Below are 25187 nucleotides of genomic sequence, written 5' to 3'. Positions count from 1 at the left end.
TGACAGCATACCGGACTCGGGCATACACATTCAGTGACTCTGCCTTTCGCGTCAGTTGCACAGTTACTCGAGACTATCGCGTCTCTATTTCTACGCTACGTGACGCACGCAAAATACGACCGAAAACTTGTCGCGATTATGACCCAAGTTTTTCCAGATTGTATCTGGAAGTGTAATTCTTGTTTCTGAACTGCAACTGATCACTGCTCGCGCAGCTCATTCCACCTGAACCGCCCGTCTCCAGCCTTCCGATGGCCACGAGGTCCATGCCATCCGGGCACGCGCCGCAGGCCCGTCTCTTTTGCACGAACGCGGGACAGGCTTCTCCGGTACCCGTCATCATGGCACGCCATCCGCCTCACATCCATCGGGTTCAATGCCACAGAACGGCGGCTCGCTGTTCTCGTGAGCGCGTGCGCAGGGTCGCCCCCGGATGAGAGAATCACGGGCGACATGCCTGAAGCGCTGCAGGAAGCGACCGTCGCCCGGTCCGGTTCGCCGGGACGTCCGCGGAATCCCGAGAACCTCACCCCTCCTGGCGGTCGTCGCGCAATCTGATGCGCTTGCGGAAATTTTCGGCCGGGACGGCATCGGCATGGCCGGCATCGCGCAGCTTGGTCAGGAGCTGGCGCGGCGAGCGGCCGAACTCGGCGGCAAAGCATCGGGAGAAGGCCGACACGGACCGGAACCCCGACGCCAGTGCAATCTCCGAGACGGAGAGGCTGCTCTGGAACAGGAGCTGCCTGGCATGGTTGAGCCGCAGCTTCCGATAATGGGCCATGGGGGCTTCACCCACGGCCCGCTCGAACAGCCGCGCGATCTGTCGCTCCGAGAGCCCCGCGCGCCGGGAAAGGGCGGGGAGAGAGAGCGGCGCCTCGATGGATTGCCGCATGACCTGCAGCAGGGTCTCCAACCTGTCGTCGCGCCCCTCCTCCCGATCCTGCGTGTGGGCCCGTCCCCTCGAGCCGATCTCGGGAGTGGGGAGCACCAGGTCGGTGGCGACGTCGCGGGCGACCGCCGCGCCGCAATGCCGCTCGATCAGCGTGAGCATGAGCCGCACGGTGGCAACGCCGCCGGCGCAGGTGATCAGCGGGCCGTCGACGACGACGGGGCCGTCCTGCACGGCCACGTCCGGAAACTGCTCGCGAAACGCCGAGGCAGCCAGGGGATGGACGGTGACCTTGCGGCCTCGGATGAGGCGGACTTCGGCGAGCACGAAGGTGCCGCTGTCGATGGCGCCGACGACGGTGCCGGTGCCGGCGATGCGCACCAGCGCGTTGCGGATCCGTGGCGTCAGCGTCCGGGTCTGGTCGTCGCCCGCCACGACGAAGGCATAGGCGAGATCGGCGGCTTCGGAGAGCGCGGCATCGCAATCCACGCGGATGCCGTTGCTCGCCTCGACCGCCGCTCCGTCGCCGAGGAACTGCCAGTCGAACACGCGTCGCCCCGCATATTGGTTGGCGAGGCGCAACGCCTCCGTCGCCAGGACGACCACGTACATCGGGAAGAGGCGCAGGAGGAGGAAGCCGAAGCGAACCGGCATGACCGGACCAGCGTGCGAGACTTGCCATTTTCAGACATGCGCAGGAAACGTCAAAGACCCCGTCGGGGGTGCCCGATAATGGCCATCTCAGCGGAGGAGCTCCCATGCAAAGCGAGAGGCCCGATGTCGATGGTTCCGTTTTCGAAACGGAGCGGCGGCTGCGCGTGGACCTGGCCGCGGCCTTCCGGCTGGCGGCGCAGTTCAACTGGCACGAGTCGGTCGGCAATCACTTCAGCGCCAGCCTCTCGCCGGACGGCCGGCGCTTCCTGATGAACCCGCGCTGGCGCCATTTCTCCGGCATCCGCGCGAGCGAGCTGCTCGCCCTGGACGCGGACGACGACCGGACGATGGAGCGCCCCGACGCGCCCGATCCCTCCGCCTGGGCCATCCACGGCCAGCTCCATGCGCGGCTGCCCCAGGCCCGCAGCATCCTGCATCTGCACCCGCCCTATGCCACGGCGGTGGCCGCCCTCGCCGACCCGACAGTGCCGCCGATCGATCAGAACACGGCCCGCTTCTACAACCGCATCGCCGTCGATCGCGCCTATGGCGGCATCGCGGACAGCGCCGCCGAGGGCGCCCGTCTCGCCGACATCCTGGGCAATCGCCGCGTGCTGATGATGGGCAATCACGGCGTGCTGGTCGTCGCCCCGACGATCGCCGAGGCGTTCGAGGATCTCTATTTCCTGGAAAGAGCCTGCCAGACCCTGGTCCTCGCCTATTCGACAGGGCAGCCGTTGAACGTGATGTCCCCGGAGCTCGCCGAGCGGACCGCGGTCGACTGGGAGGATTATTCCGGCATGAGCTTCGCCCATTTCGACGAGCTGAAGCGCGCCCTGGACAGGCAGGACCCCGCCTATGCGAGCTGATGTCGTCGAGGCGAGCGGCGAGGCCTTTGAGACGTTCCGTGCGAGGACGGTCGAAGTCGGCGAAGCGGCGATCCACTGCCGCATCGGCGGCGACGGGCCGCCGCTGCTGCTCCTGCATGGCTGCCCGCAGACGCACCTGATGTGGCGCAAGCTCGCCCCTGCCCTGGCGCGGCATTTCACCGTCGTTGCCAGCGACCTGCGCGGCTATGGCGACAGCAGCAAGCCGCGCGGCCTGCCGAACCACGCGAACTATTCCTTCCGGGCAATGGCCGGGGATCAGGTCGAGCTCATGGCGGCGCTCGGTTTCGAAGCCTTCAGCGCAGCCGGCCATGACCGCGGCGCCCGTGTCCTGCACCGGATGGCGCTGGACCATCCGGGGGCCGTCCGGCGGCTCGCTCTGCTTGACATCCTGCCGACGGTGGTCCTCTACGAGCGGGCGGATCGCGACTTTGCGCGCCTCTACTGGGAATGGTTCTTCTTCATCCAGGGCGACGGCTTCCCGGAAAGGCTCCTCGGCGCCGATCCCGAATGCTTCCTGCGCTACGAGCTCGGCCCTCTCGTCGAGGACGGCACCATCGGTCCCGAGGTCTGGCGGGACTATCTCCGCGTCCTGCAGGATGAAGCCGCCATCCACGGCATGTGCGAGGACTATCGGGCGGGAGCATCGGTGGATCTCGAGCACGACGCGGCCGACGCCGGTCGACGGATCGAGGCTCCCGTGCTGCTCCTGTGGGGCGAGCGTAATCCGGTGTGGCGCCGCTTCACCATGATCGAGACGTGGCAGCCATTCGCCGCCAACGTCACCGGCGGCGGCATCGACGCCGGCCATTACCTCGCCGAGGAGGCGCCCGAGGCGGTGCTGGACCGGCTGATCCCCTTCATGGTCCCCGACAGCCCCTAACGAGTGCCGCCCCTCGCGCCTCGCCGGCGGGGCGCCTCCTGAACCCTCCCCGGGCACAGCAGGGGTGGAGACTTCTCGTCGCCCCGCCGTCTATGCCCGCTTCCCCGGCCGCTTGGGAGCCGAAGCCGTGTTGAGCGCGACGGCGGCACGGATCAGCGCCTTGAACGCCTCGTCGTCGATCGCTTCGCCCTCGTGGACATCGATGGCACGCCGGGTGTTGCCGTCGAGGCTGGCGTTGAACAGGCCCGACGGGTCCGCCAATGCGGCGCCCTTGGCGAAGGTCACCTTCACGACGCTCTTGTAGGTCTCGCCGGTGCAGATCATGCCGGCGCGCGACCACACCGGAACTCCTCGCCACTTCCACTCCTCGACCACGTCCGGCTCGGCCTGCCGGATGAGGGCCCGGACCCGGGCGAGCGTCTCGCCTCGCCAGTCGGCCAGCTGCTCGATTCTGGCGTCGATCAGCCGGGAGGGATCATCTGCGCCCTCGTCCTTCGAGCCGCCTGCCTTCATGCTCGTCGCTCCCTGCTTCGTCGTTGCCGTGGCCTTCGCGCCGCTCACATCCGTTCGCCCGGCAATCGGCTGGCCTGCTCCACCCAGGCGGCGAGCTGGACCTCGTCGAGCTGGTCGTGCTCGCGGATGTCGAGGTAGCGCGTATCCCCGCTCTTCGACGCGCCGGGGGGAACGGGATGGAGGGACATGCCGCGGAAGAACGCCACCTTGACGGTGTTCGTGAAGCAATGAATGCCGAGGAACCAGCCCTGGCCCTCGACCCCGTAGAGCGGCGAGTTCCATTTGACCGCCTTGCCGACACTTGGGACGGTGCGCACGATCAGCGCGTCGAGGCGGCGGCCGACATCGTGCTTCCAGCCCGGCATGGCCGCGATATAGGCCTGCACCGGCGCATCGCCGGCCCCCTTGGCGATCTGAGGGTTGCCGCCGGCGAGGAGCGGCGGCGCGCCGGCCTGCTGCTTCGGCGCGGCCATCCTTGCCGGCTTCCTCGACCTCGTGGATGTCCCGCCGACCATCACGCCTGCTCCCGTCCGCCGGTGCGCCGCCGGCCGCGCCACGTGGCGGCATAGGGCAGCGCGAAGAGATAGAGGCCCGTGAGCAGCAGCAGGGCAAGCGGGATCAACGCCGAGAGGCCGACCCAGACGGCCGGCTTCTCCTGCTGCAAGGCGACGATGTTCGCGACGACGGCGACGGCAAAGGCAATGGACAGCCAGCGGTGGATCTGCCGAACCCAGTTGCTCCAGGTCAACGAAACCTCCTGTGACGACGAGCCGAAGCGGATCGGATGCCCGCTCGGGCGGTGACCTTCCCAGCAACCAAGGTCTCGGATCGAGCCTGCAGGATTCAATCCATCCGCGCCAGAACCTGTTCCAAGGTCGTGAAGAAGCCCTGCCACCCGTGGTTGGCGCCCTGATAGGCCTGCTTCTGATCCGGCCGGAAGCCTGACTGCTCCATGCGCAGGTGGGTGCCGCCGCCCGTCGGGGTGAGCGTGAAGGTCACCACGCTGCGCAGGTCGTAGGCCGCATCGTCGTGCGCGAAATTCCAGGTGTAGGACAGCGTCCTGTGAGGCTCGACGGCGAGGACCTCGCAGTCCAGCACGCCGCCCCACTCGCCGCGAAGCTTGAAACGGTGGCCGACGACAGGCTCGAAATCGTTCTTCATCAGCCATTCCGAGATCAGGTGGGGCTGCGTCAGCGCGCGCCAGAGCTTCTCCGGCGGAAAAGCCACCTCCCGTTCGACGACGACGGAGCGGGTTTCGGTCGATGTTCCCGTCATTGGTCCATCCTCTTCAAGAGATCCTCGAGCCGGTCGAACCGGTTTTCCCAGAATCCGGCCATCTCGCTCGTCCAGTCGATCAGCGGCGCCAAGGCGCCGAGCTCGGCGCTGTAATGGGTCTGGCGGCCCTCGTGGCGATCGCGGACCAGCCCGGCCTGCTTCAGCACCCCGAGATGCTTGGAGACCGCCGGCTGCGAGACCCCGGCCCGGGCCGTCAGGGCCCCGACCGTCTGCTCGCCCTCCCGGCACAGGCGCTCGAAGATCGCCCGCCGGGTGGGATCGGCGAGCGTCTTGAACAGCATGTCGTGACCGTTCGGCATCCGCAATCCATAACCACTCAGCTATCGATTGACGTATAACCGTCGAGATATGAATTCGTCAAGCGGGGATGGCAGGCGCTCGAACGGCCGTCATTGCTGGCGATAAAGGATCATGCCGGCGTGGTGCAGCACGCCGTCGATGAAGTCGCCATCGGCGGTGAAGCCGGTATCGTCCCAGTAATCGATATGATTTCCGGTCACGACATAGCGCCCCTGATAGGCGCTCCGGCGCGAGCCGCGGGCTTCGTCATAGCGGCCGTTCGGCAGCAATTCGTGGCGGATGCGGCCGTCCGCCGTCACCCACAGGCCGACATAGGGATGGTTGCTCATGGTCTCCTCGGCGAGGGCGGAATCGGCGAGCGCCGCACAGAGCGACGCCGCGAGAACGAGGCGGCGCATCGTCAGGCCGCCCCTGTCGGGCGCACGACGATCTCGTTGACGTCGACGTCGTCCGGCTGCTCGATGGCGAAGCGCACCGCGCGGGCGATGGCGTCCGGCTGGAGTGCAATGGCGCGATAGGTCTTCATGGCCTCGGCCGCCGCGGGATCGGTGATCGTGTCGGCGAGCTCGCTGCGGACCACGCCGGGATGGATGCAGGTGACGCGGATGTCGCGATGCTCCTGCCGCAACCCCTCGGAGATCGCCCGCACCGCATGCTTGGTGGCGCAATAGACGGCCGCCGTCGGAACGACGCCGAGCGCGGCGATCGAGGCGATGTTGATCACATGGCCGGAGCCGCGCGCCGCCATCTCCGGCAGCACCGCGGCGATGCCGTGGAGCACGCCCTTGATGTTGACGTCGACCATCCGGTCCCATTCCTCCACCTTCATCGAGGCCATGAGCGACAGCGGCATCACCCCGGCATTGTTGACGATGACGTCGACGCGGCCCCAGGCGGCGCGGGCCGCATCGGCGAAGGCCGCAACGCTGCCGCGATCGGTCACGTCGAGTGCCTGCGCCAGCGCCGTGCCGCCGGCGCCGGCCAGCTCGGCGGCGAGCGCCTCCAGGCGCCCGATGCGCCGCGCTCCCAGCATGAGCTTCGCGCCTGTGGCGGCGAGCTCGCGCGCGATGCCTTCGCCGATGCCGCTGGAAGCACCGGTGATGAGAACGACCTTGTCGATGGGCATGATCCTGTCCTTTGCCGACGGGGAGAGTTGCCGGGAGGATAGGCCTGAGCCATTGTCGCGATAAGACGACAATGGCTCAACACAGTGGCAAGGGTATCTAACCAATGGAGCCGGATCTCAATGCGCTCGCCGTCTTCGCCCTGGTGGCGGAGGAGCGGAATTTTCGCGCGGCCGCCGACCGGCTGGGCGTGACCCGTTCGGCCGTCAGCCAGACCATCCGGCGGCTCGAGGAAGGCCTCGGCATCGCGCTGGTCCGGCGCACGACGCGCAGCGTCGGCCTGACCGAGGCCGGCGAGCGGCTGCATGCGGATGTCGCTCCTGCCATGGCCGAGATGCGCGCGGCGATCGAGCGCACCGAAGCTTTGCGGGGGCGCCCGCGGGGGCGGCTGCGGCTGGCGGTCTCGTCGATCGCCGAGCGCTTCCTGTCCGGGCCGTTCCTCGCCGCCTTCGCCGAGGCCAATCCTGAGGTGCAGCTCGACGTCACCGTGACCGACGAGACGTTCGACATCGTGGCCGAGGGCTATGACGCCGGCGTGCGCCTGGGCGAGGTGATCGAGCAGGACATGATCGCCGTGCCCGTCGCCGGCGAGGAGCGCCAGCTGGCCGTCTGCTCGCCGGCCTATCGCGACCGTTTCGGCCTCCCCGCGCATCCCGCCGGACTCGCGGCGCATCGCTGCATCGGCTGGCGCCCGACGCCGCAGGCCGCGCCCTATCGCTGGGAATTCGCCGAGGACGGCAGGGAATTCAGCGTCGCCGTCGCGCCGGAGATCACGACGAACGACATGGCGCTGATGATCAAGCTCGCCGTGGCCGGAGCCGGCATCACCTTCGGCATGGAGGAGAGCTTCCGCGCCTCGATCGACCGCGGCGAGCTGGTGGCGATCCTGGAGGATTATTGCCCGTACTTTGCCGGCTTCTATCTCTATTATCCCAGCCGCCGCAACAGCGCGCCGAAGCTGCGCGCCCTGGTCGAGCACCTGCAGCGCCGCCCGTGACGTCGGGCGTCCTGGCGGACGCGAACGCCCCTTCCGCAGATCGTCGAATGACGGGTGAGCGCAATCCCGCCTTCCGCCGAAACTCGGGCGGCCTCACGGCTCCCGAGCAGTCCGGATCCACACGTGGAGGGGCCATGCCAGGGCGATGCCCAGCCAATAGGCGATGACGTTCCAGGGATTGAAGACGCGCCCCAGCAGCAGGGCGCCGGCGAGCGTGGTGCGGAACGCGTCCAGCCCGGGCGCGTGATAGAGGCGGAACAATTCCGCAGCGAGCGCGATCGACGACGCCATGAGCGGCGCGATCCACCAGCGCCTGCTCTCGCCGAGAAAGGCGCCGACGACGAGGAGGACCATGGCGCCCCACAGCACGCCGCCGCCATAGTTGCGGACGAAGCCCGGCAGCCCCATGGGGATGAGGCGCCAGATGAGGCCGCAGATCATGACGACCAGCGCCGCGCCGATGTGGAGCAGGAAGGATCTCCGCATGAGGAGCACCGTCATGCCGGGCCGCCCTCGGTCTCGACGGCCAGCGGCTCGCCGGCAGCGCGCAGCGCTCGGGACATGGCGGCCGCCACCAGGGTGTAGGAGATCAGCATCAAGAGGAACCAGGACGTCAGCTTGCTGGGCGGCACCATTGCCCAGGACCCGATCTGGTTGGGGTAGAGCCAGGCCCCCGCGCGGGTGCCGATATTCTCCCCGAACCAGATGAACAGCGCGACGAGGAAGAAGCCGAGCAGCAGCGGCATGTGGCGATGCACCGTCCAGACCTTGAAATAGACCGTCGTCCGGCCGAACAGGACGGCGGTGGCCGCCACCAGCAGCCAGCGCAGGTCGAGACCGAAATGATCGGCAAAGAAATTCAGGTAGATGGCGGCCGAGAGCAGGCCCAGCGCCCACAAGGGCGGATGCCTGGTGAAGCGGAAGTCGAACAGGCGCCAGACGCGCGCGAGATAGCTGCCCACCGCCGCATACATGAACCCCGAGAACAGCGGCACGCCCGCGACTCTCAGATAGCTCGCCTCGGGATAATGCCAGGAGCCGGCCGAGGTCTTGAACAGCTCCATCGCGGTGCCGACGACGTGGAAGACCAGGATGACCTTCGCTTCCTCAAGGGTTTCGAGCCCGAACCACAGCAAGGCCACCTGGACGACGATGCAGGCGATCACGAGCGCGTCGTAGCGGGGCAAGGCCGCATGCTGGGGATACCACAGGCGCGTCGCGATGATCAGGCCGAGAAGAATGCCGCCGAAGAGGCAGGCCCAGCCCTGCTTGATGCCGAACCGCAGGAATTCGTAGAGCCCGGCGGAGAGCCGGCCTCGGCCGGCGAAATAAGCGCCGATGCGCTCCTCCCGCTCGACCAGACCGGCAAGGAACGGCCAGCCCGCGCCGGCGCTCGGCTCGCGCCCTTCGGAAGATCTCTCTGTCGGCATGATCTTGCAAACCCACGACTCTGTTTCGTCCCGGCATCCGGTGATAGCAGCCAACCCTTGTCCGGCCTCGTCTTCGATCCCTCAGGGAACAGCATGACGGCCGGCCCGGCTGCCGATCGAGCACTCTCGATCAGGCCGCGATGCCGGCGAAGCGCTTGCGATAGTCTGCCGGCGTCACGCCGACATGCCGGGCAAAGGCGCGTCGCAGCGTATCGGCATCGGCAAACCCGCAGCGGGCCGCCACCTGCTTGGGCGCCTCGCTCCCCTGCTCCAGGAGCCGCCGCGCCGCGCTGACGCGCGCCTCCTCGACCCAGCTTGCCGGGGTCATGCCGACCTCGCTGCGAAACAGCCGCGCGAAATGGCGCGGGCTCAGATCCATGCGCCCGGCGAGGTTCGCCACGCTGTGATCGAGCGCGGGATTGGCCGCCACCCAGCGCTGAAGCTCCTGAAGCGCGGCCCGGCCCGCAGGCACCGCCTCGCCCTTGCGGCTGAACTGCGCTTGGCCGCCGGGCCGCTTGAAGAACATCACGAGCTGGCTCGCCACCCGCATGGCGATGTCGCGGCCGAGATCCTCCTCCACGAGCCCGAGCGCCAGGTCGAGCCCCGCGGTCACGCCGGCCGCGGTCCGCACCGGCCCGTCGCCGACCTGGATCGCGTCCTCGTCGACGGTCACCTCCGGAAACTGCTCGGCGAGCCGCTCGGCCACCGCCCAATGCGTGGTCACGCGCCGGCCGTCGAGCAAGCCCGCCGCCGCGAGGAAGAACGCGCCGCTGCACACCGAGCCGAAGCGCCGGGCCGCCGGCGCCCGCCGCCGCAGCCAGTCGACGACGGCGCGATCCGCCGGCACCTCGGCCGCGTTCGGGCATCCCGCGACGAGCAGCGTGTCGATGGCCTCCTCGACATCGCGGCCGATGATCCGGTCCGGCATCAGCCGCACGCCCGACGAGCTGCGGATCGGACCAGGCTCACCGGCCGCAACGAGGAGACGGTAAGCCTCGTGGCCGGCCTGGGCATTGGCCTCGGCGAAGACGTCCAGGGGACCGGAGACATCGAGAAGCTGCACTCCGGGCAGCGCCACCATCACGATCGTTCTTGCCTTCGCGCGCATGCGTGTCCGCCTCGACCCGATTTTGTCCGTTCTAGACGTATTACGTCGATTGCAGACACTATATCCGCGTTCTACCCTCCTGGCGAGTAGAAAGCGCAGGAGAAAGCCATGTCAGCCATCGTCGAAGAGGCAGGGATTCCCGACAGCAAGTTGGGACACGCCATCACCGAGTATATCCGCGACACCGAGACGGAGCTGCTCTTCAATCATTCGAGCCGCGTCTATCATTTCGGCGCGCTGGCCGGCGTCCATCGCGGCCTGATATTCGATCGCGAGCTACTCTATGCCGGCGCGATGTTCCACGATATCGGCCTCATGCCGAGCCACAGCAGCAAGGACGAGCGCTTCGAGGTCGACGGCGCCCATGCCGCCCGCGACTTCCTGCGGAGCCATGGCATATCCGAGGCGGACGCCTACACCGTCTGGACCGCGATCGCGCTGCACACCACGCCGGGCGTGCCCCAGCACATGCACCCCGTCGTCGCCCTCGTGACCGCCGGCGTCGAGATGGATGTGCTCGGCCTGACCTACAGCCAATATTCCGACGCCGAGCGCGAGGCCGTCGTCCGTGCCTTCCCGCGAACGCCGAAGTTCAAGGAAGATATCATCCAGGCCTTCTACGACGGCATCAGGCACAAGCCGCAGACCACCTTCGGCAACGTCAAGGCCGACGTCATCGCCGACAAGGAGCCGCATTTCCATCGCGGCAATTTCTGCAGCGTCATCCGCTGCTCGCATTGGCACGGCTGACACCGTCCACGGGCCAGCGATCCGGCAGAGCGAGGCTTCTCACTTCCACGACGGGGGGCGCGTGCGCCCCGTCGCGCAGACATGCCGGCGCCCCCGACCCCGGCTCGGCCCGTCACGGCAGCGACGCGGCCACCTCCTCGATCTGTCCGATCACGGTGCCCCAGCCGTCGAAGAAGCCCATCTCCTCGTGCTTCCTGCGGTCGGCATCGTTCTGGTGGAGGCAGCGCGCGGTGTAGCGGGTGCCGGCGCCTTCGTCGGCCAGGATGAAGATGCCGGTCATGCCGAGCCACGGCGTGGCGGGGCGCCAGCCGGCCAGCAGCATCGAGGTCCAGACGATGCGCTCCATCGGCACGATCTCCAGGAAGAGCCCGGGATTATCGCTCTCGCCGCCATCCGGGCCGCTCATGAAGGTGTGGAATGCGCCGCCGGCACGGAAATCGAAGGCGCGCACCTGCGTCATCCACGGCTTCGGGCACCACCATTGCTTGAGGATATCGGGATCGCTCCAGGCCCGCCACACCTTGGCGCGCGGCGCCGCGACATGACGCACGATCTCCAGGTCCAACGTCGTGTCAGTCATTTTCCCTGCCCTCCACCAAAGCGTCGAGACGATCGAAGCGCGCCTCCCAGAGCGCGCGTTGTTCGGATAGCCATGCGTCCGCCGCGGCGAACGCCCTCTTCTCGATCTCGCATGTCCGCACGCGGCCCTGCTTGCGCGTCCGGATCCATCCGCTGCCCTCCAGGACATGGATGTGCTTCATGAACGACGGCAAGGCCATGTCGAACGGCTTCGCCAGCTCGCTGATGCTCGCCGGCCCCCTGCCCAGCCGCCCCAGGACGGCACGTCGCGTCGGATCGGCCAGGGCCTGGAAGAGATCGTTCAGCTGCCCCTGATGCTGTTCCATAAGGCTAAGTATCACCACCAAACACTGAGCGCAACGGCTAACTATCGGGCTTGGGCGCCGTCCGGAGATAAGGGAGGCGGTCCGTCATGGCCGCCTCGTCCATGAGCCGGCAAAAAGTTTTTAAGAGCCGTCGCGGCCTCGGGGTCCTTCTGCGGATGATTTGCGGCAGCGAGGGATCTTCCTTGTACACATATCATGTGTACGCTATATTGGATTGAGGAGATCGACCATGCCCAGACCAGCCGACCACAAGACCGACCGCTACCAAATTCGCATCCCGCCCGCGCAGAAAGCAATGATCGCGCGCGCCGCGGCGTTGTCGCACAAGGACATGGCCGATTTCATCCTCGACAAAATCGTGCCGGAGGCACAGGCCGTGATCGATGCGGCCGAAGTCGTCCAGGTATCCAACCGCGATTTCACGCGCATCTTCGATCTACTGGAGCATCCGCCCAAGCCAAATGACAAGCTGCGGGCCGCCATCGCCGCGTTGCCCGACACTCTATGACGCTGCCGGCATGGCGCGAGGAGCCGATCGCCAAGGCGCATGATCGCGCGTCCTTCGATTGCGGCGATCGGCAGATGAACGAGTTTCTGCGACGCTTCGCGCGGCAGAGCCACGCGCAAAACGCCGCCAAGACCTTTTGCGCGATCGACAGCGCAGCTCCCACCCGAATCCTCGGCTTTTACAGCATCGCGCCATCGGCCGTCGCCCATGACAACGTGCCGGCGTCCATGACGAAAGGGCTCGCCCGGCATGAAGTGTCGGGCTTCAAGCTCGCGCGCCTGGCGACCGACATCACCGTGGCGGGACAGGGGCTCGGCGGGCAGCTCCTCGCCGCGGCGGCACTGCGCTGCCTGCGGCTGGCCGACCAGGGCGGCGGCATCTTGATGATCATCGACGCGAAACATGAACGCGCAGCGCATTGGTATGCGAGCTACGGCGCCGAGGCGCTTGCGGGGAAGCCGTTGACCCTGGTCATGTCGCTGGCGACCTTCGCGGCTGATTTGAAGGCCAAGGGATTGCTGTAGGCCCGTCGGATTTTTGCGACGCCGCCACACCGGAGCTATGCGACACGTCAACGGTCGACTCATGGGCAAGTCACCAGACGGTCGCACCCCGGCCGGCGTCACCTGACATAGTCGCGACGCCAGTCCGGCGTCGCGCCGACCGCGATGCCGTTCTCGTCGAACAGGTGAACGAAGGGGGCCGGCAGCGCCAGCATGACGTCGTCGCCGGCCTTGGCGCCGGATATCCCGCGCCGCGCCAGGGTAAAGCCCTGCCCCGACTGAAGCCGGGCATGAATGACGGTCTCCGAACCGAGGATCTCCGTCGTCTCGACCCGAGCCTTCAGCGGCCCGTCGCCGATCTCGGCATGCTCGGGGCGGATGCCGATGGTCACCGGCGCGCCGTCCGGCAGCGCGACGTCGCGGCCCGGCAGCACGAGGCTCGTGCCCTCGCCCAGCGCCAGGCCGAGGCAGCCGTCCTGCCTCTCGATCCGGCTCTTGACGAAGTTCATCTGCGGCGCCCCGAGGAAGCCGGCGACGAACTGGTTGGCGGGGCGGGCATAGAGGTCGATGGGCGCCCCCACCTGCTCGACCGCGCCTTCCCGCAGCACGACGATCTGGTCGGCCATGGTCATGGCTTCGACTTGGTCATGCGTGACATAGACCATGGTCGAGCCGAGCCGGCGGTGCAGCGCCACCAGCTCGCCGCGCATCTTCACCCTCAGCTCGGCGTCGAGATTGGACAGCGGCTCGTCGAACAGGAACGCCTTGGGTTCCTTGACGATGGCGCGGCCGATGGCGACGCGCTGGCTCTGCCCGCCGGAAAGCTGGCTCGGCCGCCGCTTCATCAGGTGCGATATTTCCAGGATATCGGCCGCCCTGGCGACGCGCGCGTCGATCTCGGCCTTGGGAACCTTAAGATTCTCCAGGCCGAAGCGCAGGTTCTGCCCGACGCTCATGTGCGGGTAGAGCGCATAGGACTGGAAGACCATTGCGAGCCCCCGCGCCGCCGGAAGCAGATGGTCGCAGCGCCTGCCGTCGATGCGGATCTCCCCGGAACCGATCTCTTCGAGGCCGGCGATCATCCGGAGCAAGGTCGACTTGCCGCAGCCCGAAGGGCCGACGAACACGGTGAAGGCGCCCTCGCCCACCGTGAGGCTGATGCCGCGGATCACCTCCAGCGACTGGAAGCTCTTCCGGACATCCCTGAGCTCGATCGCCGCCATCATGCCACCGTCGAGGCTTCCGGCGCGAGCTGCAGCACCAGCGCGCCCTTGCCGATCACCCGGCGGGCGGGAAAGCGGTGCACGCCGAGATCGGCGACGGCGATCTCACCGACATCGATGCTGCCGCCCAGCACTGCGAACGTCACCTCTCCCGCCTGGCGCCGGAGCTGGCCGAAGCCGTTGCCGGCCGACCAGAACAGCGTGCAGTCGCCCTGCGCCTTGGGGGCGAAGCCGATGCGCCCGGCGACGAGGTCGGCGCTGAGGCCGGCCCAGGCATTGACCAGCTGCCAGGCCGACATCGAGCGGGCGTAGTAGGAGCCGCATTCGATGTCGTTCCAGGGATTGCGGCGCGCGCCATCGTGCCGGTCCCGGGCGGCGCGAACCACCGCCAGGCCCTCGTCGACCAGCCCGCGCATGATCATGTGCGAGGCCGACATATATTCGATGCCGGTCCACACCTCTTCGGCATAGGGCGCCGCAACCATCGGCTGGCGCACGCCTTCGGGATAGGTCGCCACCAGCAAGCCGCCCTCGTCCTCGTAGGCATAGGTCCGGCACGGGTTGAAATGGTCTTGGAGGCTCGGGCGAAAATTGTTGGCATGCACCGCCTTCAGCGCCGCCTCGACCTTGCGGTCGTCGAGGAAGCCGCCCAGGCCGGCGACCTCGGCGTGCCATTGCCCGAGGATCTGGTCGGTGATGCAGCCCTCGCCCATCTGGTATTTCAGCTCGGCATGCTCCTGCGACCAATAGGTCTCCATGAAGCCGTCGGCGAGCACGCCGGCCTTGCGGCCGACGTCGAACGGCACCAGCACGCTCCTGTCGGAGAGGTCGATGTCCTGGACGAACCAGCGGCCGTTGAACAGCTTCTCATCGATGTAGCGGGCGCCGTTCCGGCCGAGCCGGCCGCATTTCTCAGCGAAATCCGCCTCGCCCAGCGCCGCCGCCATCTCCGACGCCGCCAGCAGCGCCGCCACATAGATCGAGCCGAGCCAGGCGTTCGGATTGAACAGCTCCATGTCGAGGGTCTGGTGCTGCCGACCGGAAAGAATGCCCGTCTCGTCCGGATCCCAGCGATCGGGATTGTCGCGGCTCCAGGCATATTCGACCGCGCGCCTGACCTTCGGCCACCAGCGGGCGAGCCATTCGCCGTCGCCGGAGAGCTTCCAGTCACGATAGGTCTTGATCACGGCGCCGAAATGCCCGTCGGCGCAGGGGCCGATGACGTCGAAGCCGGAGCCGAGCGGCAGCTTCTGGCGGAAGGTGAGGCCGCCGCTCGGCAGCTGGTTATAGGTGAGCTCGGTCTCGCGCAGCGTGCGCTCCAGCGTCGGGAACAGATGCGCCAGCGCCTGCTGATAGTTCCAGACATGGGTGCAGCTGCCCTCGCAGGAGCCGTCCTGGGTGTGCTGGCCTTCCCATGCCCAGATCTCGCCGCCCTCCAGCCGGATCACCGTCGCGGTGCGCAGCAGCGCCAGCGTCGCGCTGGCGGCATCCTTGATCTCGGCCGGCAAGGTCGAGCCGAAGACGCCGTCCCGGAAGGCGATGGTCTCGCCGGCGAGCCCCTCCCAGCGCTGCAGCGCGTCGCGGGCGCTCGCTTCGGAATCCGTCCAGTGATTGGCATAGTAGTTCCGCCAGGTCGGCGTCTCGCGATCCGGGATCGGCGCGCTGGGCGAGGAGCGGAACGCCCAGTAGATGTCCCCGACCGGAAAGCTCCAGGAGAGGGCGAAGCGCACCGTCCTGCGCTCGCCGGCGGGAATCGTGACCCGGGCTGCGAGCGTGCCGTGCTCGGGCTGCAGACCCATGTGCTGGGACGTCCGAGGCCGCTCGTAGCGCCGCTCGGGCAGCCGGCCGGGTCGCGCGAAGTCCTTCCAGAACACGGCGAGATCGTCGAACCATTGGCCGCGATAGTGGTGGTCGGTGTGGTCGACATCGTCCGCGTCGGTCGCGATCGTCAGGTCGCCGCGATCCGCCGGCTTCAGCGTCTGGTCGGACGAGGTGAGGCGCAGCGTGCTCACGCCGTCCCGGCGGTCGAAGGTGTGGATGCCGCTGTTGGCGCCATGATTGCCGAGCGTCCCGGCCAGCGTGTAGGTCAGCGCGTCGCCCGTGTCGTTGACGATCTCGAACGCCAGCATGGCGACCGGCATCGCGCTGTCGCGGTCGTTGTGGGGAATGAACGGCGACAGCGCCGTCAGGCGCACCGCGCCGGGGAAGCGCTCGTCCCGGAACACGAGATCGGCGGTGGGAAAGCGGCCGTAGAAATCGACTTCGCCGAAATGCGGCACGCCGACCAGCGTCTGCCGGTTGGCGCCATGGCCGAAGCCGTCGAACATCTTGCGCAGGCCCGGCGCGCCGGACGGATTGAGGTCATAGGGGCCGTTGAGCACGCGCGCATCGACGAGCTGGCCGTCCCTCTCCGCCTTGATGGCGAAATGCGAATAGCCGTTATAGCCCTGCAGGGCCGGCCGGTTGCGGATCGACCAGTCGATCAGCCGCCCGCTTCCCGAGATCGAGAAGCCGCCGGAGCCGATGCCGCCCAGGGGGAACGCGATGTAACGCGTCCGTTCGCCTCTGTAGGCAAAGCGCGGATCGATGGAAGCCAAGTCGTCCCACATGAGTATTCCCTCGAATAGCATGAAACTTGAGGAGCGGCGGCTCTAGCTCTTGATGCCGCTCATCGTGATCCCTTCGATCACAAATCTCTGAGCGATGAGAAAGAGCAGCACGACCGGCAGGATCGACATGCTCATGGCCGCCATGACCAGCGAGAGATTGCCGGCCGAGAGGTAGCCGCGCAGCACGTCCATGGCGACCGGCAGGGTCATCGCCTGCTCCTTGCCGAGCAGCACGCGGGCCTGAAAATAATAGTTCCAGGTCTGGGTGAAGGTGATGATGCCGAGCGCCGAGAGCGCCGGCCGCAACTGCGGCAGCGAGATGCGCCAGAAGATCTTGAGATAGCCGGCCCCGTCCATCAGCGCCGCTTCCTCGAGCGCTCTGGGCTGGCTCAGCATGAACTGGCGCATCAGGAAGACGCCGAAGCTCGAGGTGAGGTACATCAGCGCCAGGCCGATCGGCCGGTTGATCAGCCCGACCTGCGCATAGCCGAGATAGATCGGCAGGATCGTCACCTGGGCCGGGAACATCAGGCCGACGAGCAGGATGAAGAACAGCGTGTCGCGCCCCCGGAATTTGAGGCGGGCGAAGGCGAAGGCGGCGAGCGTGCAGGTGACGAGCTGGCCGACGGTGACCACGACCGCGACCAGCAGCGAGTTGGCGTAGATGTGCAGGAACGGGATGCGCGAGGCCAGCACGCGGGCATAGTTGGCGAAATCGAGGTTGGGCGGCAGGAAGCTCGGCGGCAGCCTGTAGGCCTCGGCCACCGGGCGGAACGACATCGAGAACAGCCAGAAGAACGGCATCAGCATGCCGATGGCCAGGGCGGCCATGACGGCGATGATCGCCATGTCGATCCAGCGCTTGGCTGCGCGCGTCTGCAGGGGCGAGGCGGCGCTCATTGCTGCACCCATTTGCGCGACAGCAGCTGCTGGATCGCGGTGATGATGAGGATGATCACCGTCATCACCACGGAAATGGCGGCGGCATAGCCGATCTGGAAGCTGCCGAACCCCTCCTCGACGATCAGGATCGATAGCGATCGCGTGCTGTCGCCCGGCCCGCCCTGCGTCAGGATGACGATCGACTCGTAGACCTGCAGGGCGCCGATCGAGGCATAGACGATGGCGAAGAACACGACCGGCGAGATATAGGGCAGGACGATGCGCAGGAACGTCCGCCAGCCAGGCGTTCCGTCCATGAGCGCGGCTTCGGTGATGCTCTTCGGCACGCCCTGCAGCGCGGCGATGAAGATGATCATGAAGAAGCCGGTGTTCTTCCACACGTCCATGATGACGATCGACATCATGGCGTTGCCGCTGTCGGTCAGCCAATGCACCGGCGGGATGCCGACGAGGCGCAGGAAATAATTGATCACCCCGAGGTCGTCGGCGAAGAAATAGCTCCAGACGATCGAGACGAAGGCGACGGCGATGATGACAGGCAGGAAGAAGGCGAGCCGGAAGAGATAGAGCAGCCAGCTCGGCATGGCGCGATTGAGGGCGACGGCCAGGATGAGGCCGATGGAGACGTTGAAGGTCACCGCGAAGACGGCGAAGCGCAGCGTGTTCCAGAAGATCTGCAGCGAGCGCCGGTTGGTGAAGAAGCGGACGAAATTGTCGAGGCCGACCCAGCGCGAGCCGAGCATCGGGTCGTAGTAGCTGAAGCTCAGGATCAGCGTGACGAGGACCGGAGCCAGGACGAACGTCGCATAGAGCAGCGACGTCGGCAGGACGAAGAGATAGCCGGTCAGCGCCTGGGCACGGGCCAGATCGGACACCGGCCGCTTCGCAGTCGTCGTTGCCACGCAATCCTCCGGCGCTCGGAAGTTGAAGACGTCGGCGCGGCAGGCCCGGCGCCTTGCATGTCGGTGGAGGGGACGAGCACGCCCCGACGTGGCGCGTGCTCGTCGGGGGGCTCTATCGCAGGCGGGCGAAGGACTCGTTGAGCTCGCCGTCGGCCTGCTTGCAGCCGTCGGCGATCGAGATCTCGCCGGCCATCATCGCGGTATAGTTCCGGATGAAGATCTTCTCGACTTCCTGGAAATTGGCCGGAGACGGCACCGCCTTGGTATGGGGCAAGGTCTGGTAGTAGAGCGCGGCGCTGGGCGGGAAGGACAGGAACGTCGGGGTCTCCGCCGCCGATTTGCGCCCGGGCACGCCGCCGCCCTTCTCGCCTTCTTCCTTCTGCGTCTCCTCGCTGGTCAACTCCAGCACCAGCGCCTTGGCGAGGTCCGGATGCTCCGTCGCCTTGGAGACGGCATAGGCGCCGAAGCCGATCACCGTCGTGTCGCTCTCCTTGCTCGGCGGAATGGCGATGTCCATGTTGACCTTGTTGGCCTTGGCGTTCTGCACGATCCAATGGCCGCGGCTGATCATCGCCACCTGTCCGGCCATGAACTGGTTGTCCATCATCTCCTTGCCCGGGATCGGCGAGACCCCGTCGACATGGATGAGGTCGTGGAGGAACTGCAGGCTTTCGGCCACCTTGGGATCGAGCATGTTCGAAGCCGTCCAGTCGTCGTTGAGCACACCGGTGCCGTTGGTGAAGAACCAGGGCTGGACGAAGAAGTTCTGGTTCGGCACCTCGTAGCCGAACTGGCTGACATTGCCAGCGCTGTCCTTGACGGTGAGCGCCTTGGCCACCTCGCGAAACTCCTGCCAGGTCCAGCCGCGCTTGGGATAGGCGATCCCGGCCTTGTCGAACAGGGCGCGGTTGTAGTTGATCATGATGTTGTTCCACCCGATGGGGATGTAGTGGATCTCCCCCTTGTACGAGCCGTAGGCGAACAGGCTGGGCGCAAAGTCCGAGAAGCCGGAATTGGCGGAGACGAAATCGTTGAGGCCGAGCCACAGGCCGCGCGAGGAGAAGGCCCGGAAGGTCTCGATGGCGGTGCCGTAGACGTCGGCCGCGCTGCCCGCGTTGAACTCGCTGATGACCCGCGTGACGTAGTCGCCCCAGCCGTTCGAGATCGGGTCCATCGAAATGTCGACGGTGACGTTGGGATATCTCTTGTTGAAGCGGGTGACCGCGTTGGTGACGGCCGAAAGCTCCGCGTCGCTGCCGAAGCCCTGGAGCTTCAGGGTCGCGGTCTGGTCGGACTGTGCGAAGGCCCTGCCCCGCAATCCGGCTCCGGCGGCCAGCGCCGCCGACGACAGCAACAGCGTGCGCCGTGACAGTTTGAACATCGAAACCCTCCCTTGCGTTCTCGCGACGCCATTTGTCGACTCTTCGGTCGAATCCTCGGTCGAAACGTTTCGAGCACAAGCGGAACCCAATCCCCCAGGCGGGTTGCAGCAGATCCGATTGTAAGCACGAAACGTTTCGACTATTACCCATGCGAGGACGATTGGCAAGGGCACCGGCATGACGACGATCAAGGACGTGGCGCGTCGTGCCGGTGTCGCGATCTCCACCGTGTCGGCCGTCCTCAACCGCTCGGCCCCGGTCAGCGAAGAGGTGATCGAGAAGGTCAACGAGGCGATCGGCGCCGTCGGCTACGTCCCGCATGGGGCGGCCCGCAGCCTCAGGAGCGGCAATTCGCAGCTCATCGGCCTGGTCGTGCCAAACATCGCCAACCCGCATTTCGCGGCCGTCGCCCGGGAAATCGAGAATATCTGCCTCACCGCCGGCTACATGACGGTGGTGTACTCGACCGGGCAGGATTCCGAGCGCGAGAGCCAGGTGCTCAAGATGCTGCGGGTTCAGCGTGTGGCCGGGCTCGTCATCATTCCCACACGCTCCGATGCAGAGCATGGCAGCCGGCTCGTCGGCCAGATCCAGGTGCCGACCATCCTGCTCGACATGTTCGTCGAGGGCCTGCCCTATACCGTGATCAAGACCGACAATATCGAGGCGGGGCGGCTGGCCACCGCTCACCTCCTCGGCCTCGGCCATCGCCGGATCGGCATCATCGCCGGCATCGCCGGGCTGGCGACCAGCGACGACCGCCTCGGCGGCTATCTCAAGGCCCATGCCGAGCACGGCGTGCCGGTCGAGCCGGGTCTTCAGGTCGCCGGCAATTTCGACCAGGCCCAGGCCCATCGGCGGGCCATCGAACTCCTGCAACGCCGCGATCGGCCGACGGCGCTGATCGCCATCTCGAACATGATGACGCTCGGCGTCCTGTTCGCCGTGCGCGAGCTGAAGATCAAGGTCCCGGCCGAGCTTTCGATCCTCGGCATCGACGATCTCGACTTCGCGGCGGTCCTGGACCCCGCGCCGACGGTGGTGGCCACGCCGATCCTGTTCATGGCGCGCCGCGCCGTCGAGATGCTGCTGACCGAGATCACGCAGAAGGAAGCCGCCACGGGGGCATGGGAGATCCACCAGCCGCACCTGGTCATCCGCGAGTCGACCCGGGCCCCGGGCTGAGCCTCGGCCGCGGAGGTCGGAATGGCGGACTGCGGTCTCGACCATACGGCGGCACGCGGCCGGAGACGATGCGACCGGGCCGTCGCCCTCAAGCCTTCCGTTCGAGCCACAGGAAGGAGAAAAGCGCGCCGCAGAGCAGGAGGACGACCGCCGCGGCAAGGGAGAGGCGCATGCCCGGCAGGAAGGCGGAGGCGGTGCTGTCCCGGACGAGATAGCCGCAGACCGCCACCCCCAGCATGCCGCCGACCTGCCGGGCGGTGTTGAGCACCCCCGAGGCGAGGCCGGCGTGCGAAGGCTCCACCGCGGAGAGCGTGACGTTGGTCATGGTCGGGACCGTCAGGGCGATGCCGCCGGCGGCGATCAGCATGGGCAGGACCAGCATCGCATAGGAGCCCGTCGCCAGGGCCGGCAGGAGCAGGAGATAGCCGCCCGCCGCGAGCATCTGCCCGAGCACCATGAGCCGGCGCGCGCCCAGACGCGTGATCAGGCGGCCGCCGAGGATGCTGGCGACCATCAGCACGACCGTCATCGGCAGGAAGGCCAGGCCCGTCTGCTGCGGCGAGAACGCCTGCTGCCCCTGGAAGAACAGGCTGAAGACGAAGATCAGCCCGTAATAGGCGAAGTTGACCAGCACGCCGCTGACGGAGGCGATCACGAATCCCCGGGATCGGAACAGCGCCAGCGGCAGCATCGGCGCGGCCGTCCGCGCCTCGATCGCGACGAAGGCCGCGGCGGCGATCACGGCGATCGACAGCGCCATGACGATCCAGGGATCGGTCCAGCCGAGACGGCCGGCCTCGATCAGCGCGATCGCCAGGGCGGCCAGCGCCATGACGGCGGCCCCCTGCCCCGGCAGGTCGAGCGATCGATGCGGATTGGCCGGGCTCGGGCGCGCGTGGCGGAGCGTCATCGCCAAGCCGATCAGCCCGATCGGCAGATTGATGAGGAAGATGCTGCGCCAGCCGAAATGCGCGACGAGAAAGCCGCCGGCGACCGGCCCGGCCGCCAGCGCCATGCCACCGGCCGCGCCCCACCAGCCCACGGCACGGCTGCGCACCGCCTGATCCGGGAACGCCTGCTGGATCAGCGCGAGCGAATTGGGGACGAGCAGCGCGGCGCCGGCGCCCTGGACGATGCGGGCCATCACCAATGCCCCCAGCGTGGGCGCCAGCCCGCAGGCGATCGATGCGGCCGTGAACAGGACGAAGCCGGCGAGGAAGACCCTGCGGGCGCCGAAGCGGTCGCCGAGGGCCCCGGCCATGAGCAGCAGCGCGGCGAAGACCAGCGTGTAGGCGTTGACCACCCATTCGAGGCCGGCGACATCCGTGGAAAAGCCGACGCGGAACGCGTCGAGAGCGACGTTGACGACGCTGACGTCGAGCAGGACGACGACGAAGCCGAGGGCGGCGCCGATCAGCGTCAGCCGCGGTCGGGAAGCGTGGGGAGAGGACACCGAGACAATCCGGACAATCGATCCTGCCCCGAAAATGCCCGAGCGCGATCCATGCGGAAATTCGGTATATACGCTAACGATCCCGGAGATTTCGCACAGATGGCCGATTGGGAAGACATCCGGCACTTCCTGGCCGTCGCGCAGAGCGGCACGCTCTCCGGCGCCGCCCGCAGCCTGAGGGTGGACCATGCGACGGTCAGCCGGCGGCTGGCCGCGCTGGAGGCAGCGCTGGACGTGCGGCTGGTCGATCGCCTGCCGCGGTCCTGTCGCCTCACCGCGATCGGCCGGCAGGTGCTGGAGCAGGCCCTGGCGATGGAGGCCGGAGCCCACGGCATCGCCCGCCTGGCCAAGGCCGCCCACGCGCCGCTGGTCGGCCGGGTCGGGCTCAGCGCGCCGCCCGTCCTGGTGACGCATGTTCTCGCCGGGCAGCTCACGCGCTTCCGGGCCGCCTATCCCGACATCCGGCTGTCGCTCTCGGCTGAGGCGCAGCAGGTCTCGCTCAGCCGCCGCGAGGCCGACGTCGCCCTGCGGCTGGTGCGGCCGAACGAGGCGGGCAGCGTGACGCGCAAGCTCGGCACCATGGCCTTCGGCCTTTACGCGCACCGCGCCTATGCCCATCTCGACGCGCCGGAGAAATGGCAGTTCATCGCCTATGATCAGCACTTCGCCGACATGCCGCAGCAATCCTGGCTGCTCGGCATCGCCGGCGAGCGCCCGGTGGTCTGCGAATTGACCCATTCCAGCGAGCACCTGATCGCGGCGCGGGCCGGGGTGGGCGTGGCCGGCCTGCCCTGCTTCCTCGGCGAGCCGGACCGCGACCTCGTCCGGATCCGCAAGGACGTCCCGCCCTTCGCGCGCGACATCTGGCTCGCGGTGCATCGCGACCTGCGCAAGGCCCCGGCGGTCCGCGCCGTGATGGATTTCGTGGCGGGCGTCATTGCGGAGAATCGGGATCTGTCGATCGGGTAGATACCGTCATGCGCCGGATGCGGGCGACCGAACCCTCACCACGATCACCTGCTCGTTCGTTGGCCGCAGCCGATGGTCGTTGCAGGAGGAACGCCACCCCATGGCCGGCCCGGGTCGGCCAATGGTAGTCTCTCCGCAGGCTTGCGAGCCGAACGGAGGAGACTGCCATGCCGCGTCGGTCGATCGCCCCGGCCATCCGTGTCCTGGCGCTGGCCCTGGCGGCCTTGCTGGCCGCCGCGCCCTCGGCGCAGGCCTGCACGCGCCTGGTCTATCTCGGCCAGGGCGACACCGTGCTCACCGCCCGATCCATGGACTGGAAGAGCGACGTCGCCACCAATCTCTGGATCTTCCCACACGGCATGCAGCGCAGCGGCGAGGTCGGGCCGAACTCGATCCGCTGGACCTCGAAATACGGCAGCGTGATCGCCTCGGGCTATGACATCTCGACCACCGACGGCCTCAACGAGGCGGGCCTCAACGTCAACCTGCTCTGGCTGGTCGAATCCGAGTACCCCAGGTTCGACGGCTCCAAGCCCGGCCTGAGCATCGCCGCCTGGGCCCAGTACGTGCTCGACAATTTCGCCACCGTCGCCGATGCGGTGACGGCGCTGCAGCGCGAGCCCTTCACCATCGTCACCGCCAATGTGCCCGGCGAGACCCGGCTGGCCACGCTGCACCTGTCCATGTCGGATGCGACCGGAGACAGCGCCATCGTCGAGTATATCGGTGGCCGGCAAGTCATCCATCACGGCCGCCAGTACCAGGTGATGACCAACTCGCCGAAATTCGACGAGCAGCTCGCCCTGAACGAATACTGGAAGCAGATCGGCGGCACCGTGTTCTTGCCCGGCACCAACCGCGCCGCCGACCGCTTTGCCCGCGCCTCGTTCTATGTCAATGCCATCCCCAAGGACGAAGACCCGAACACGGCGCTGGCCAGCGTGTTCAGCGTGATCCGCAACGTCTCCGTGCCCTACGGCCTCAACACGCCGGAGGAGCCCAACATCTCCTCCACCCGCTGGCGCATCGTCGCCGACCACAAGCGCCGGCTCTATTTCTTCGAGTCGGCGCTGACGCCGAACACATTCTGGGTCGACCTCAAGGGCATCGACTTCAGCGCCGAGACGGGGAAGGTGAGGATGCTCGACCTCGGCCCGAACCAGGACCACACCTACGCGGGCGACGCCACCAAGGCGTTTCGCGAGGCGCCGGCATTCCGGTTCCTGGGGCTGTAGGGGAGGCAGGCCAATCGGACGGCGTCACGGCGCAGCCGTCGGCGGGCACGCCTCCCGGCGCTCCTTGCTCCGAAGTCACCGCGCTTCCCGAGCCCCGCCGATCCGGGGCCGCAGCAGCAGATAGAACGCGGCGGCATGCGTGATCATCAGCAGCGGCACGTAGAGGACCGGGATGGCGTAGGTGGCGCCGAGCTCCCCCGCCACCGCGGGAAGGCCGAGCTGGCTGGCGCGATAATAGTCGATGAGGATGTCGAGCGCCCCGACGAGGTTGAAGGCGACGACGAGCAGCCGGAACAGCGGGCCTGCCCTCACGCTGAGCAGCGCCAGCAACGCCAGCAGTCCGGTCGCGAAGTCGCCATAGGCCGCGAAGGTGGCAAAACCCGCCGGCAGATGGCCGACGACGCCCGGCAGGACGAAGACGAGACCGAAGAAGCGGAAGCTGTGGAGGGTGGCGATGGCGCGTTGGGCTTCAAGGGGGTCCATCGCCTTGAGCCACGGCCAGATATAGGCGCGGAAGCACAGCAGCCAGGCGACATAGCCGAGCACGAGATGGATCTGGAACAGGATCTCCGGCGACAT

General features: G+C 67.4%; 29 protein-coding genes. 9 read left to right on the top strand and 20 right to left on the bottom strand.

Features of this window, described 5'->3' with window-relative positions:
• Positions 1-526: 526 nt before the first annotated feature.
• On the bottom strand, positions 527-1543 hold the full coding sequence (locus tag QO011_RS07675; RefSeq protein WP_307269881.1) for a GlxA family transcriptional regulator: 1017 nt from the start codon (positions 1541-1543) through the stop codon (positions 527-529).
• A 104-nt stretch (positions 1544-1647) separates the two neighbouring features.
• Here QO011_RS07675 and QO011_RS07670 point away from each other — a divergent pair, with 104 nt between their 5' ends.
• Both QO011_RS07670 and QO011_RS07665 read left to right on the top strand, forming a co-directional pair.
• Positions 1648-2412, top strand: a complete 765-nt coding sequence (locus QO011_RS07670; RefSeq protein WP_307269877.1) for a class II aldolase and adducin N-terminal domain-containing protein — start codon at positions 1648-1650, stop codon at positions 2410-2412.
• Positions 2402-3313: an alpha/beta fold hydrolase gene (locus tag QO011_RS07665; protein WP_307269875.1), complete on the top strand. Its 912-nt coding sequence runs from the start codon at positions 2402-2404 to the stop codon at positions 3311-3313. The genes QO011_RS07670 and QO011_RS07665 overlap by 11 nt, the downstream gene beginning before the upstream one ends.
• A gap of 90 nt (positions 3314-3403) precedes the next feature.
• Here QO011_RS07665 and QO011_RS07660 read toward each other — a convergent pair whose 3' ends face one another.
• From QO011_RS07660 to QO011_RS07630, 7 genes are all read right to left on the bottom strand, one after another.
• A complete protein-coding gene (locus QO011_RS07660) occupies positions 3404-3826 on the bottom strand; it encodes a DUF1801 domain-containing protein (RefSeq protein WP_307269873.1) in 423 nt (140 codons plus the stop codon).
• A 44-nt stretch (positions 3827-3870) separates the two neighbouring features.
• The gene (locus QO011_RS07655; RefSeq protein ID WP_370881919.1) at positions 3871-4341 is read right to left on the bottom strand and encodes a DUF1801 domain-containing protein; all 471 of its coding nucleotides are present in this window, start codon (positions 4339-4341) and stop codon (positions 3871-3873) included.
• Positions 4341-4574: a hypothetical protein gene (locus QO011_RS07650; protein WP_307269869.1), complete on the bottom strand. Its 234-nt coding sequence runs from the start codon at positions 4572-4574 to the stop codon at positions 4341-4343. Before QO011_RS07650 ends, QO011_RS07655 begins: the two co-directional genes overlap by 1 nt.
• 95 nt (positions 4575-4669) lie before the next feature.
• Positions 4670-5101: an SRPBCC family protein gene (locus QO011_RS07645; protein WP_307269867.1), complete on the bottom strand. Its 432-nt coding sequence runs from the start codon at positions 5099-5101 to the stop codon at positions 4670-4672.
• Positions 5098-5421 (bottom strand): ArsR/SmtB family transcription factor, encoded by a 324-nt coding sequence (locus QO011_RS07640; protein WP_307269864.1) that lies wholly within the window; start codon positions 5419-5421, stop codon positions 5098-5100. The genes QO011_RS07645 and QO011_RS07640 overlap by 4 nt, the downstream gene beginning before the upstream one ends.
• Positions 5422-5511: 90 nt before the next feature.
• Positions 5512-5820 carry an Atu4866 domain-containing protein gene (locus tag QO011_RS07635; protein WP_307269861.1) on the bottom strand — a complete coding sequence of 103 codons (309 nt, stop codon included), beginning with the start codon at positions 5818-5820 and terminating at the stop codon, positions 5512-5514.
• 2 nt (positions 5821-5822) lie between these two features.
• Positions 5823-6548, bottom strand: coding sequence for an SDR family oxidoreductase (locus tag QO011_RS07630; RefSeq protein WP_307269858.1), 726 nt, complete (start codon positions 6546-6548; stop codon positions 5823-5825).
• 104 nt (positions 6549-6652) lie between these two features.
• Between QO011_RS07630 and QO011_RS07625 the strand changes: the two genes are divergently transcribed.
• Positions 6653-7543 carry a LysR family transcriptional regulator gene (locus QO011_RS07625; RefSeq protein ID WP_307269855.1) on the top strand — a complete coding sequence of 297 codons (891 nt, stop codon included), beginning with the start codon at positions 6653-6655 and terminating at the stop codon, positions 7541-7543.
• A 93-nt stretch (positions 7544-7636) separates the two neighbouring features.
• Here the strand turns inward: QO011_RS07625 and QO011_RS07620 are convergent, their stop codons facing one another.
• The 3 genes from QO011_RS07620 to QO011_RS07610 all read right to left on the bottom strand — a co-directional run bounded on the left by QO011_RS07620 (position 7637) and on the right by QO011_RS07610 (position 10081).
• Positions 7637-8029, bottom strand: coding sequence for a ribosomal maturation YjgA family protein (locus tag QO011_RS07620; RefSeq protein ID WP_307269852.1), 393 nt, complete (start codon positions 8027-8029; stop codon positions 7637-7639).
• Positions 8030-8040: 11 nt separating this feature from the next.
• Positions 8041-8973, bottom strand: a complete 933-nt coding sequence (locus tag QO011_RS07615) for a DUF817 domain-containing protein (RefSeq protein WP_307269850.1) — start codon at positions 8971-8973, stop codon at positions 8041-8043.
• Between the two features lie 130 nt (positions 8974-9103).
• Positions 9104-10081 carry a GlxA family transcriptional regulator gene (locus QO011_RS07610; protein WP_307269848.1) on the bottom strand — a complete coding sequence of 326 codons (978 nt, stop codon included), beginning with the start codon at positions 10079-10081 and terminating at the stop codon, positions 9104-9106.
• A 108-nt stretch (positions 10082-10189) separates the two neighbouring features.
• On the opposite strand from QO011_RS07610, the gene QO011_RS07605 reads away from it, so the two are divergent.
• Positions 10190-10831, top strand: a complete 642-nt coding sequence (locus QO011_RS07605; protein WP_307269845.1) for an HD domain-containing protein — start codon at positions 10190-10192, stop codon at positions 10829-10831.
• Between the two features lie 112 nt (positions 10832-10943).
• Here QO011_RS07605 and QO011_RS07600 read toward each other — a convergent pair whose 3' ends face one another.
• Both QO011_RS07600 and QO011_RS07595 read right to left on the bottom strand, forming a co-directional pair.
• Positions 10944-11411, bottom strand: a complete 468-nt coding sequence (locus QO011_RS07600) for an SRPBCC family protein (RefSeq protein WP_307269843.1) — start codon at positions 11409-11411, stop codon at positions 10944-10946.
• The gene (locus tag QO011_RS07595) at positions 11404-11736 is read right to left on the bottom strand and encodes an ArsR/SmtB family transcription factor (RefSeq protein WP_307269841.1); all 333 of its coding nucleotides are present in this window, start codon (positions 11734-11736) and stop codon (positions 11404-11406) included. The genes QO011_RS07600 and QO011_RS07595 overlap by 8 nt, the downstream gene beginning before the upstream one ends.
• A 229-nt stretch (positions 11737-11965) precedes the next feature.
• Between QO011_RS07595 and QO011_RS07590 the strand changes: the two genes are divergently transcribed.
• Both QO011_RS07590 and QO011_RS07585 read left to right on the top strand, forming a co-directional pair.
• The gene (locus QO011_RS07590) at positions 11966-12244 is read left to right on the top strand and encodes a type II toxin-antitoxin system TacA family antitoxin (RefSeq protein WP_307269839.1); all 279 of its coding nucleotides are present in this window, start codon (positions 11966-11968) and stop codon (positions 12242-12244) included.
• The gene (locus QO011_RS07585) at positions 12241-12768 is read left to right on the top strand and encodes a GNAT family N-acetyltransferase (protein WP_307269837.1); all 528 of its coding nucleotides are present in this window, start codon (positions 12241-12243) and stop codon (positions 12766-12768) included. Before QO011_RS07590 ends, QO011_RS07585 begins: the two co-directional genes overlap by 4 nt.
• A 98-nt stretch (positions 12769-12866) precedes the next feature.
• Here the strand turns inward: QO011_RS07585 and QO011_RS07580 are convergent, their stop codons facing one another.
• The 5 genes from QO011_RS07580 to QO011_RS07560 all read right to left on the bottom strand — a co-directional run bounded on the left by QO011_RS07580 (position 12867) and on the right by QO011_RS07560 (position 19765).
• Positions 12867-13970, bottom strand: a complete 1104-nt coding sequence (locus tag QO011_RS07580) for an ABC transporter ATP-binding protein (RefSeq protein ID WP_370881934.1) — start codon at positions 13968-13970, stop codon at positions 12867-12869.
• Entirely contained in the window at positions 13970-16579 is a 2610-nt protein-coding gene (locus QO011_RS07575) for a GH116 family glycosyl-hydrolase (protein WP_307269832.1), read from the bottom strand. The genes QO011_RS07580 and QO011_RS07575 overlap by 1 nt, the downstream gene beginning before the upstream one ends.
• A gap of 42 nt (positions 16580-16621) precedes the next feature.
• Positions 16622-17479, bottom strand: coding sequence for a carbohydrate ABC transporter permease (locus QO011_RS07570; RefSeq protein WP_307269829.1), 858 nt, complete (start codon positions 17477-17479; stop codon positions 16622-16624).
• Positions 17476-18384 carry a carbohydrate ABC transporter permease gene (locus QO011_RS07565; protein WP_307269827.1) on the bottom strand — a complete coding sequence of 303 codons (909 nt, stop codon included), beginning with the start codon at positions 18382-18384 and terminating at the stop codon, positions 17476-17478. The genes QO011_RS07570 and QO011_RS07565 overlap by 4 nt, the downstream gene beginning before the upstream one ends.
• A 112-nt stretch (positions 18385-18496) precedes the next feature.
• Positions 18497-19765 carry an ABC transporter substrate-binding protein gene (locus QO011_RS07560; RefSeq protein ID WP_307269824.1) on the bottom strand — a complete coding sequence of 423 codons (1269 nt, stop codon included), beginning with the start codon at positions 19763-19765 and terminating at the stop codon, positions 18497-18499.
• A 178-nt stretch (positions 19766-19943) separates the two neighbouring features.
• On the opposite strand from QO011_RS07560, the gene QO011_RS07555 reads away from it, so the two are divergent.
• A complete protein-coding gene (locus QO011_RS07555) occupies positions 19944-20951 on the top strand; it encodes a LacI family DNA-binding transcriptional regulator (protein ID WP_307269822.1) in 1008 nt (335 codons plus the stop codon).
• 88 nt (positions 20952-21039) lie between these two features.
• Here QO011_RS07555 and QO011_RS07550 read toward each other — a convergent pair whose 3' ends face one another.
• Positions 21040-22404, bottom strand: a complete 1365-nt coding sequence (locus QO011_RS07550) for an MFS transporter (protein WP_307269820.1) — start codon at positions 22402-22404, stop codon at positions 21040-21042.
• Positions 22405-22503: 99 nt separating this feature from the next.
• Here QO011_RS07550 and QO011_RS07545 point away from each other — a divergent pair, with 99 nt between their 5' ends.
• Both QO011_RS07545 and QO011_RS07540 read left to right on the top strand, forming a co-directional pair.
• The gene (locus QO011_RS07545; RefSeq protein WP_307269816.1) at positions 22504-23373 is read left to right on the top strand and encodes a LysR family transcriptional regulator; all 870 of its coding nucleotides are present in this window, start codon (positions 22504-22506) and stop codon (positions 23371-23373) included.
• A 167-nt stretch (positions 23374-23540) separates the two neighbouring features.
• Entirely contained in the window at positions 23541-24608 is a 1068-nt protein-coding gene (locus QO011_RS07540; protein WP_307269814.1) for a linear amide C-N hydrolase, read from the top strand.
• 75 nt (positions 24609-24683) lie between these two features.
• On the opposite strand, the gene QO011_RS07535 is transcribed toward QO011_RS07540, so the two are convergent.
• A complete protein-coding gene (locus QO011_RS07535; protein WP_307269812.1) occupies positions 24684-25187 on the bottom strand; it encodes a DUF8737 domain-containing protein in 504 nt (167 codons plus the stop codon).

Source organism: Labrys wisconsinensis, assembly GCF_030814995.1.
Lineage (GTDB): Bacteria > Pseudomonadota > Alphaproteobacteria > Rhizobiales > Labraceae > Labrys > Labrys wisconsinensis.
The sequence above is the reverse complement of the archived record's forward strand: the minus strand, read 5'-3'. Positions and strand labels throughout refer to the sequence as shown.

What these genes read in the sequence shown, in the direction of transcription:
- QO011_RS07675 (WP_307269881.1), bottom strand. Translation starts at nt 1,543, where the DNA reads ATGCCGGTTCGCTTCGGCTTCCTCCTCCTGCGCCTCTTCCCGATGTAC.
- QO011_RS07670 (WP_307269877.1), top strand. Translation starts at nt 1,648, where the DNA reads ATGCAAAGCGAGAGGCCCGATGTCGATGGTTCCGTTTTCGAAACGGAG.
- QO011_RS07665 (WP_307269875.1), top strand. Translation starts at nt 2,402, where the DNA reads ATGCGAGCTGATGTCGTCGAGGCGAGCGGCGAGGCCTTTGAGACGTTC.
- QO011_RS07660 (WP_307269873.1), bottom strand. Translation starts at nt 3,826, where the DNA reads ATGAAGGCAGGCGGCTCGAAGGACGAGGGCGCAGATGATCCCTCCCGG.
- QO011_RS07655 (WP_370881919.1), bottom strand. Translation starts at nt 4,341, where the DNA reads ATGGTCGGCGGGACATCCACGAGGTCGAGGAAGCCGGCAAGGATGGCC.
- QO011_RS07645 (WP_307269867.1), bottom strand. Translation starts at nt 5,101, where the DNA reads ATGACGGGAACATCGACCGAAACCCGCTCCGTCGTCGTCGAACGGGAG.
- QO011_RS07640 (WP_307269864.1), bottom strand. Translation starts at nt 5,421, where the DNA reads ATGCCGAACGGTCACGACATGCTGTTCAAGACGCTCGCCGATCCCACC.
- QO011_RS07635 (WP_307269861.1), bottom strand. Translation starts at nt 5,820, where the DNA reads ATGCGCCGCCTCGTTCTCGCGGCGTCGCTCTGTGCGGCGCTCGCCGAT.
- QO011_RS07630 (WP_307269858.1), bottom strand. Translation starts at nt 6,548, where the DNA reads ATGCCCATCGACAAGGTCGTTCTCATCACCGGTGCTTCCAGCGGCATC.
- QO011_RS07625 (WP_307269855.1), top strand. Translation starts at nt 6,653, where the DNA reads ATGGAGCCGGATCTCAATGCGCTCGCCGTCTTCGCCCTGGTGGCGGAG.
- QO011_RS07620 (WP_307269852.1), bottom strand. Translation starts at nt 8,029, where the DNA reads ATGCGGAGATCCTTCCTGCTCCACATCGGCGCGGCGCTGGTCGTCATG.
- QO011_RS07615 (WP_307269850.1), bottom strand. Translation starts at nt 8,973, where the DNA reads ATGCCGACAGAGAGATCTTCCGAAGGGCGCGAGCCGAGCGCCGGCGCG.
- QO011_RS07610 (WP_307269848.1), bottom strand. Translation starts at nt 10,081, where the DNA reads ATGCGCGCGAAGGCAAGAACGATCGTGATGGTGGCGCTGCCCGGAGTG.
- QO011_RS07605 (WP_307269845.1), top strand. Translation starts at nt 10,190, where the DNA reads ATGTCAGCCATCGTCGAAGAGGCAGGGATTCCCGACAGCAAGTTGGGA.
- QO011_RS07600 (WP_307269843.1), bottom strand. Translation starts at nt 11,411, where the DNA reads ATGACTGACACGACGTTGGACCTGGAGATCGTGCGTCATGTCGCGGCG.
- QO011_RS07595 (WP_307269841.1), bottom strand. Translation starts at nt 11,736, where the DNA reads ATGGAACAGCATCAGGGGCAGCTGAACGATCTCTTCCAGGCCCTGGCC.
- QO011_RS07590 (WP_307269839.1), top strand. Translation starts at nt 11,966, where the DNA reads ATGCCCAGACCAGCCGACCACAAGACCGACCGCTACCAAATTCGCATC.
- QO011_RS07585 (WP_307269837.1), top strand. Translation starts at nt 12,241, where the DNA reads ATGACGCTGCCGGCATGGCGCGAGGAGCCGATCGCCAAGGCGCATGAT.
- QO011_RS07580 (WP_370881934.1), bottom strand. Translation starts at nt 13,970, where the DNA reads ATGGCGGCGATCGAGCTCAGGGATGTCCGGAAGAGCTTCCAGTCGCTG.
- QO011_RS07575 (WP_307269832.1), bottom strand. Translation starts at nt 16,579, where the DNA reads ATGTGGGACGACTTGGCTTCCATCGATCCGCGCTTTGCCTACAGAGGC.
- QO011_RS07570 (WP_307269829.1), bottom strand. Translation starts at nt 17,479, where the DNA reads ATGAGCGCCGCCTCGCCCCTGCAGACGCGCGCAGCCAAGCGCTGGATC.
- QO011_RS07560 (WP_307269824.1), bottom strand. Translation starts at nt 19,765, where the DNA reads ATGTTCAAACTGTCACGGCGCACGCTGTTGCTGTCGTCGGCGGCGCTG.
- QO011_RS07555 (WP_307269822.1), top strand. Translation starts at nt 19,944, where the DNA reads ATGACGACGATCAAGGACGTGGCGCGTCGTGCCGGTGTCGCGATCTCC.
- QO011_RS07545 (WP_307269816.1), top strand. Translation starts at nt 22,504, where the DNA reads ATGGCCGATTGGGAAGACATCCGGCACTTCCTGGCCGTCGCGCAGAGC.
- QO011_RS07540 (WP_307269814.1), top strand. Translation starts at nt 23,541, where the DNA reads ATGCCGCGTCGGTCGATCGCCCCGGCCATCCGTGTCCTGGCGCTGGCC.
- QO011_RS07535 (WP_307269812.1), bottom strand. Translation starts at nt 25,187, where the DNA reads ATGTCGCCGGAGATCCTGTTCCAGATCCATCTCGTGCTCGGCTATGTC.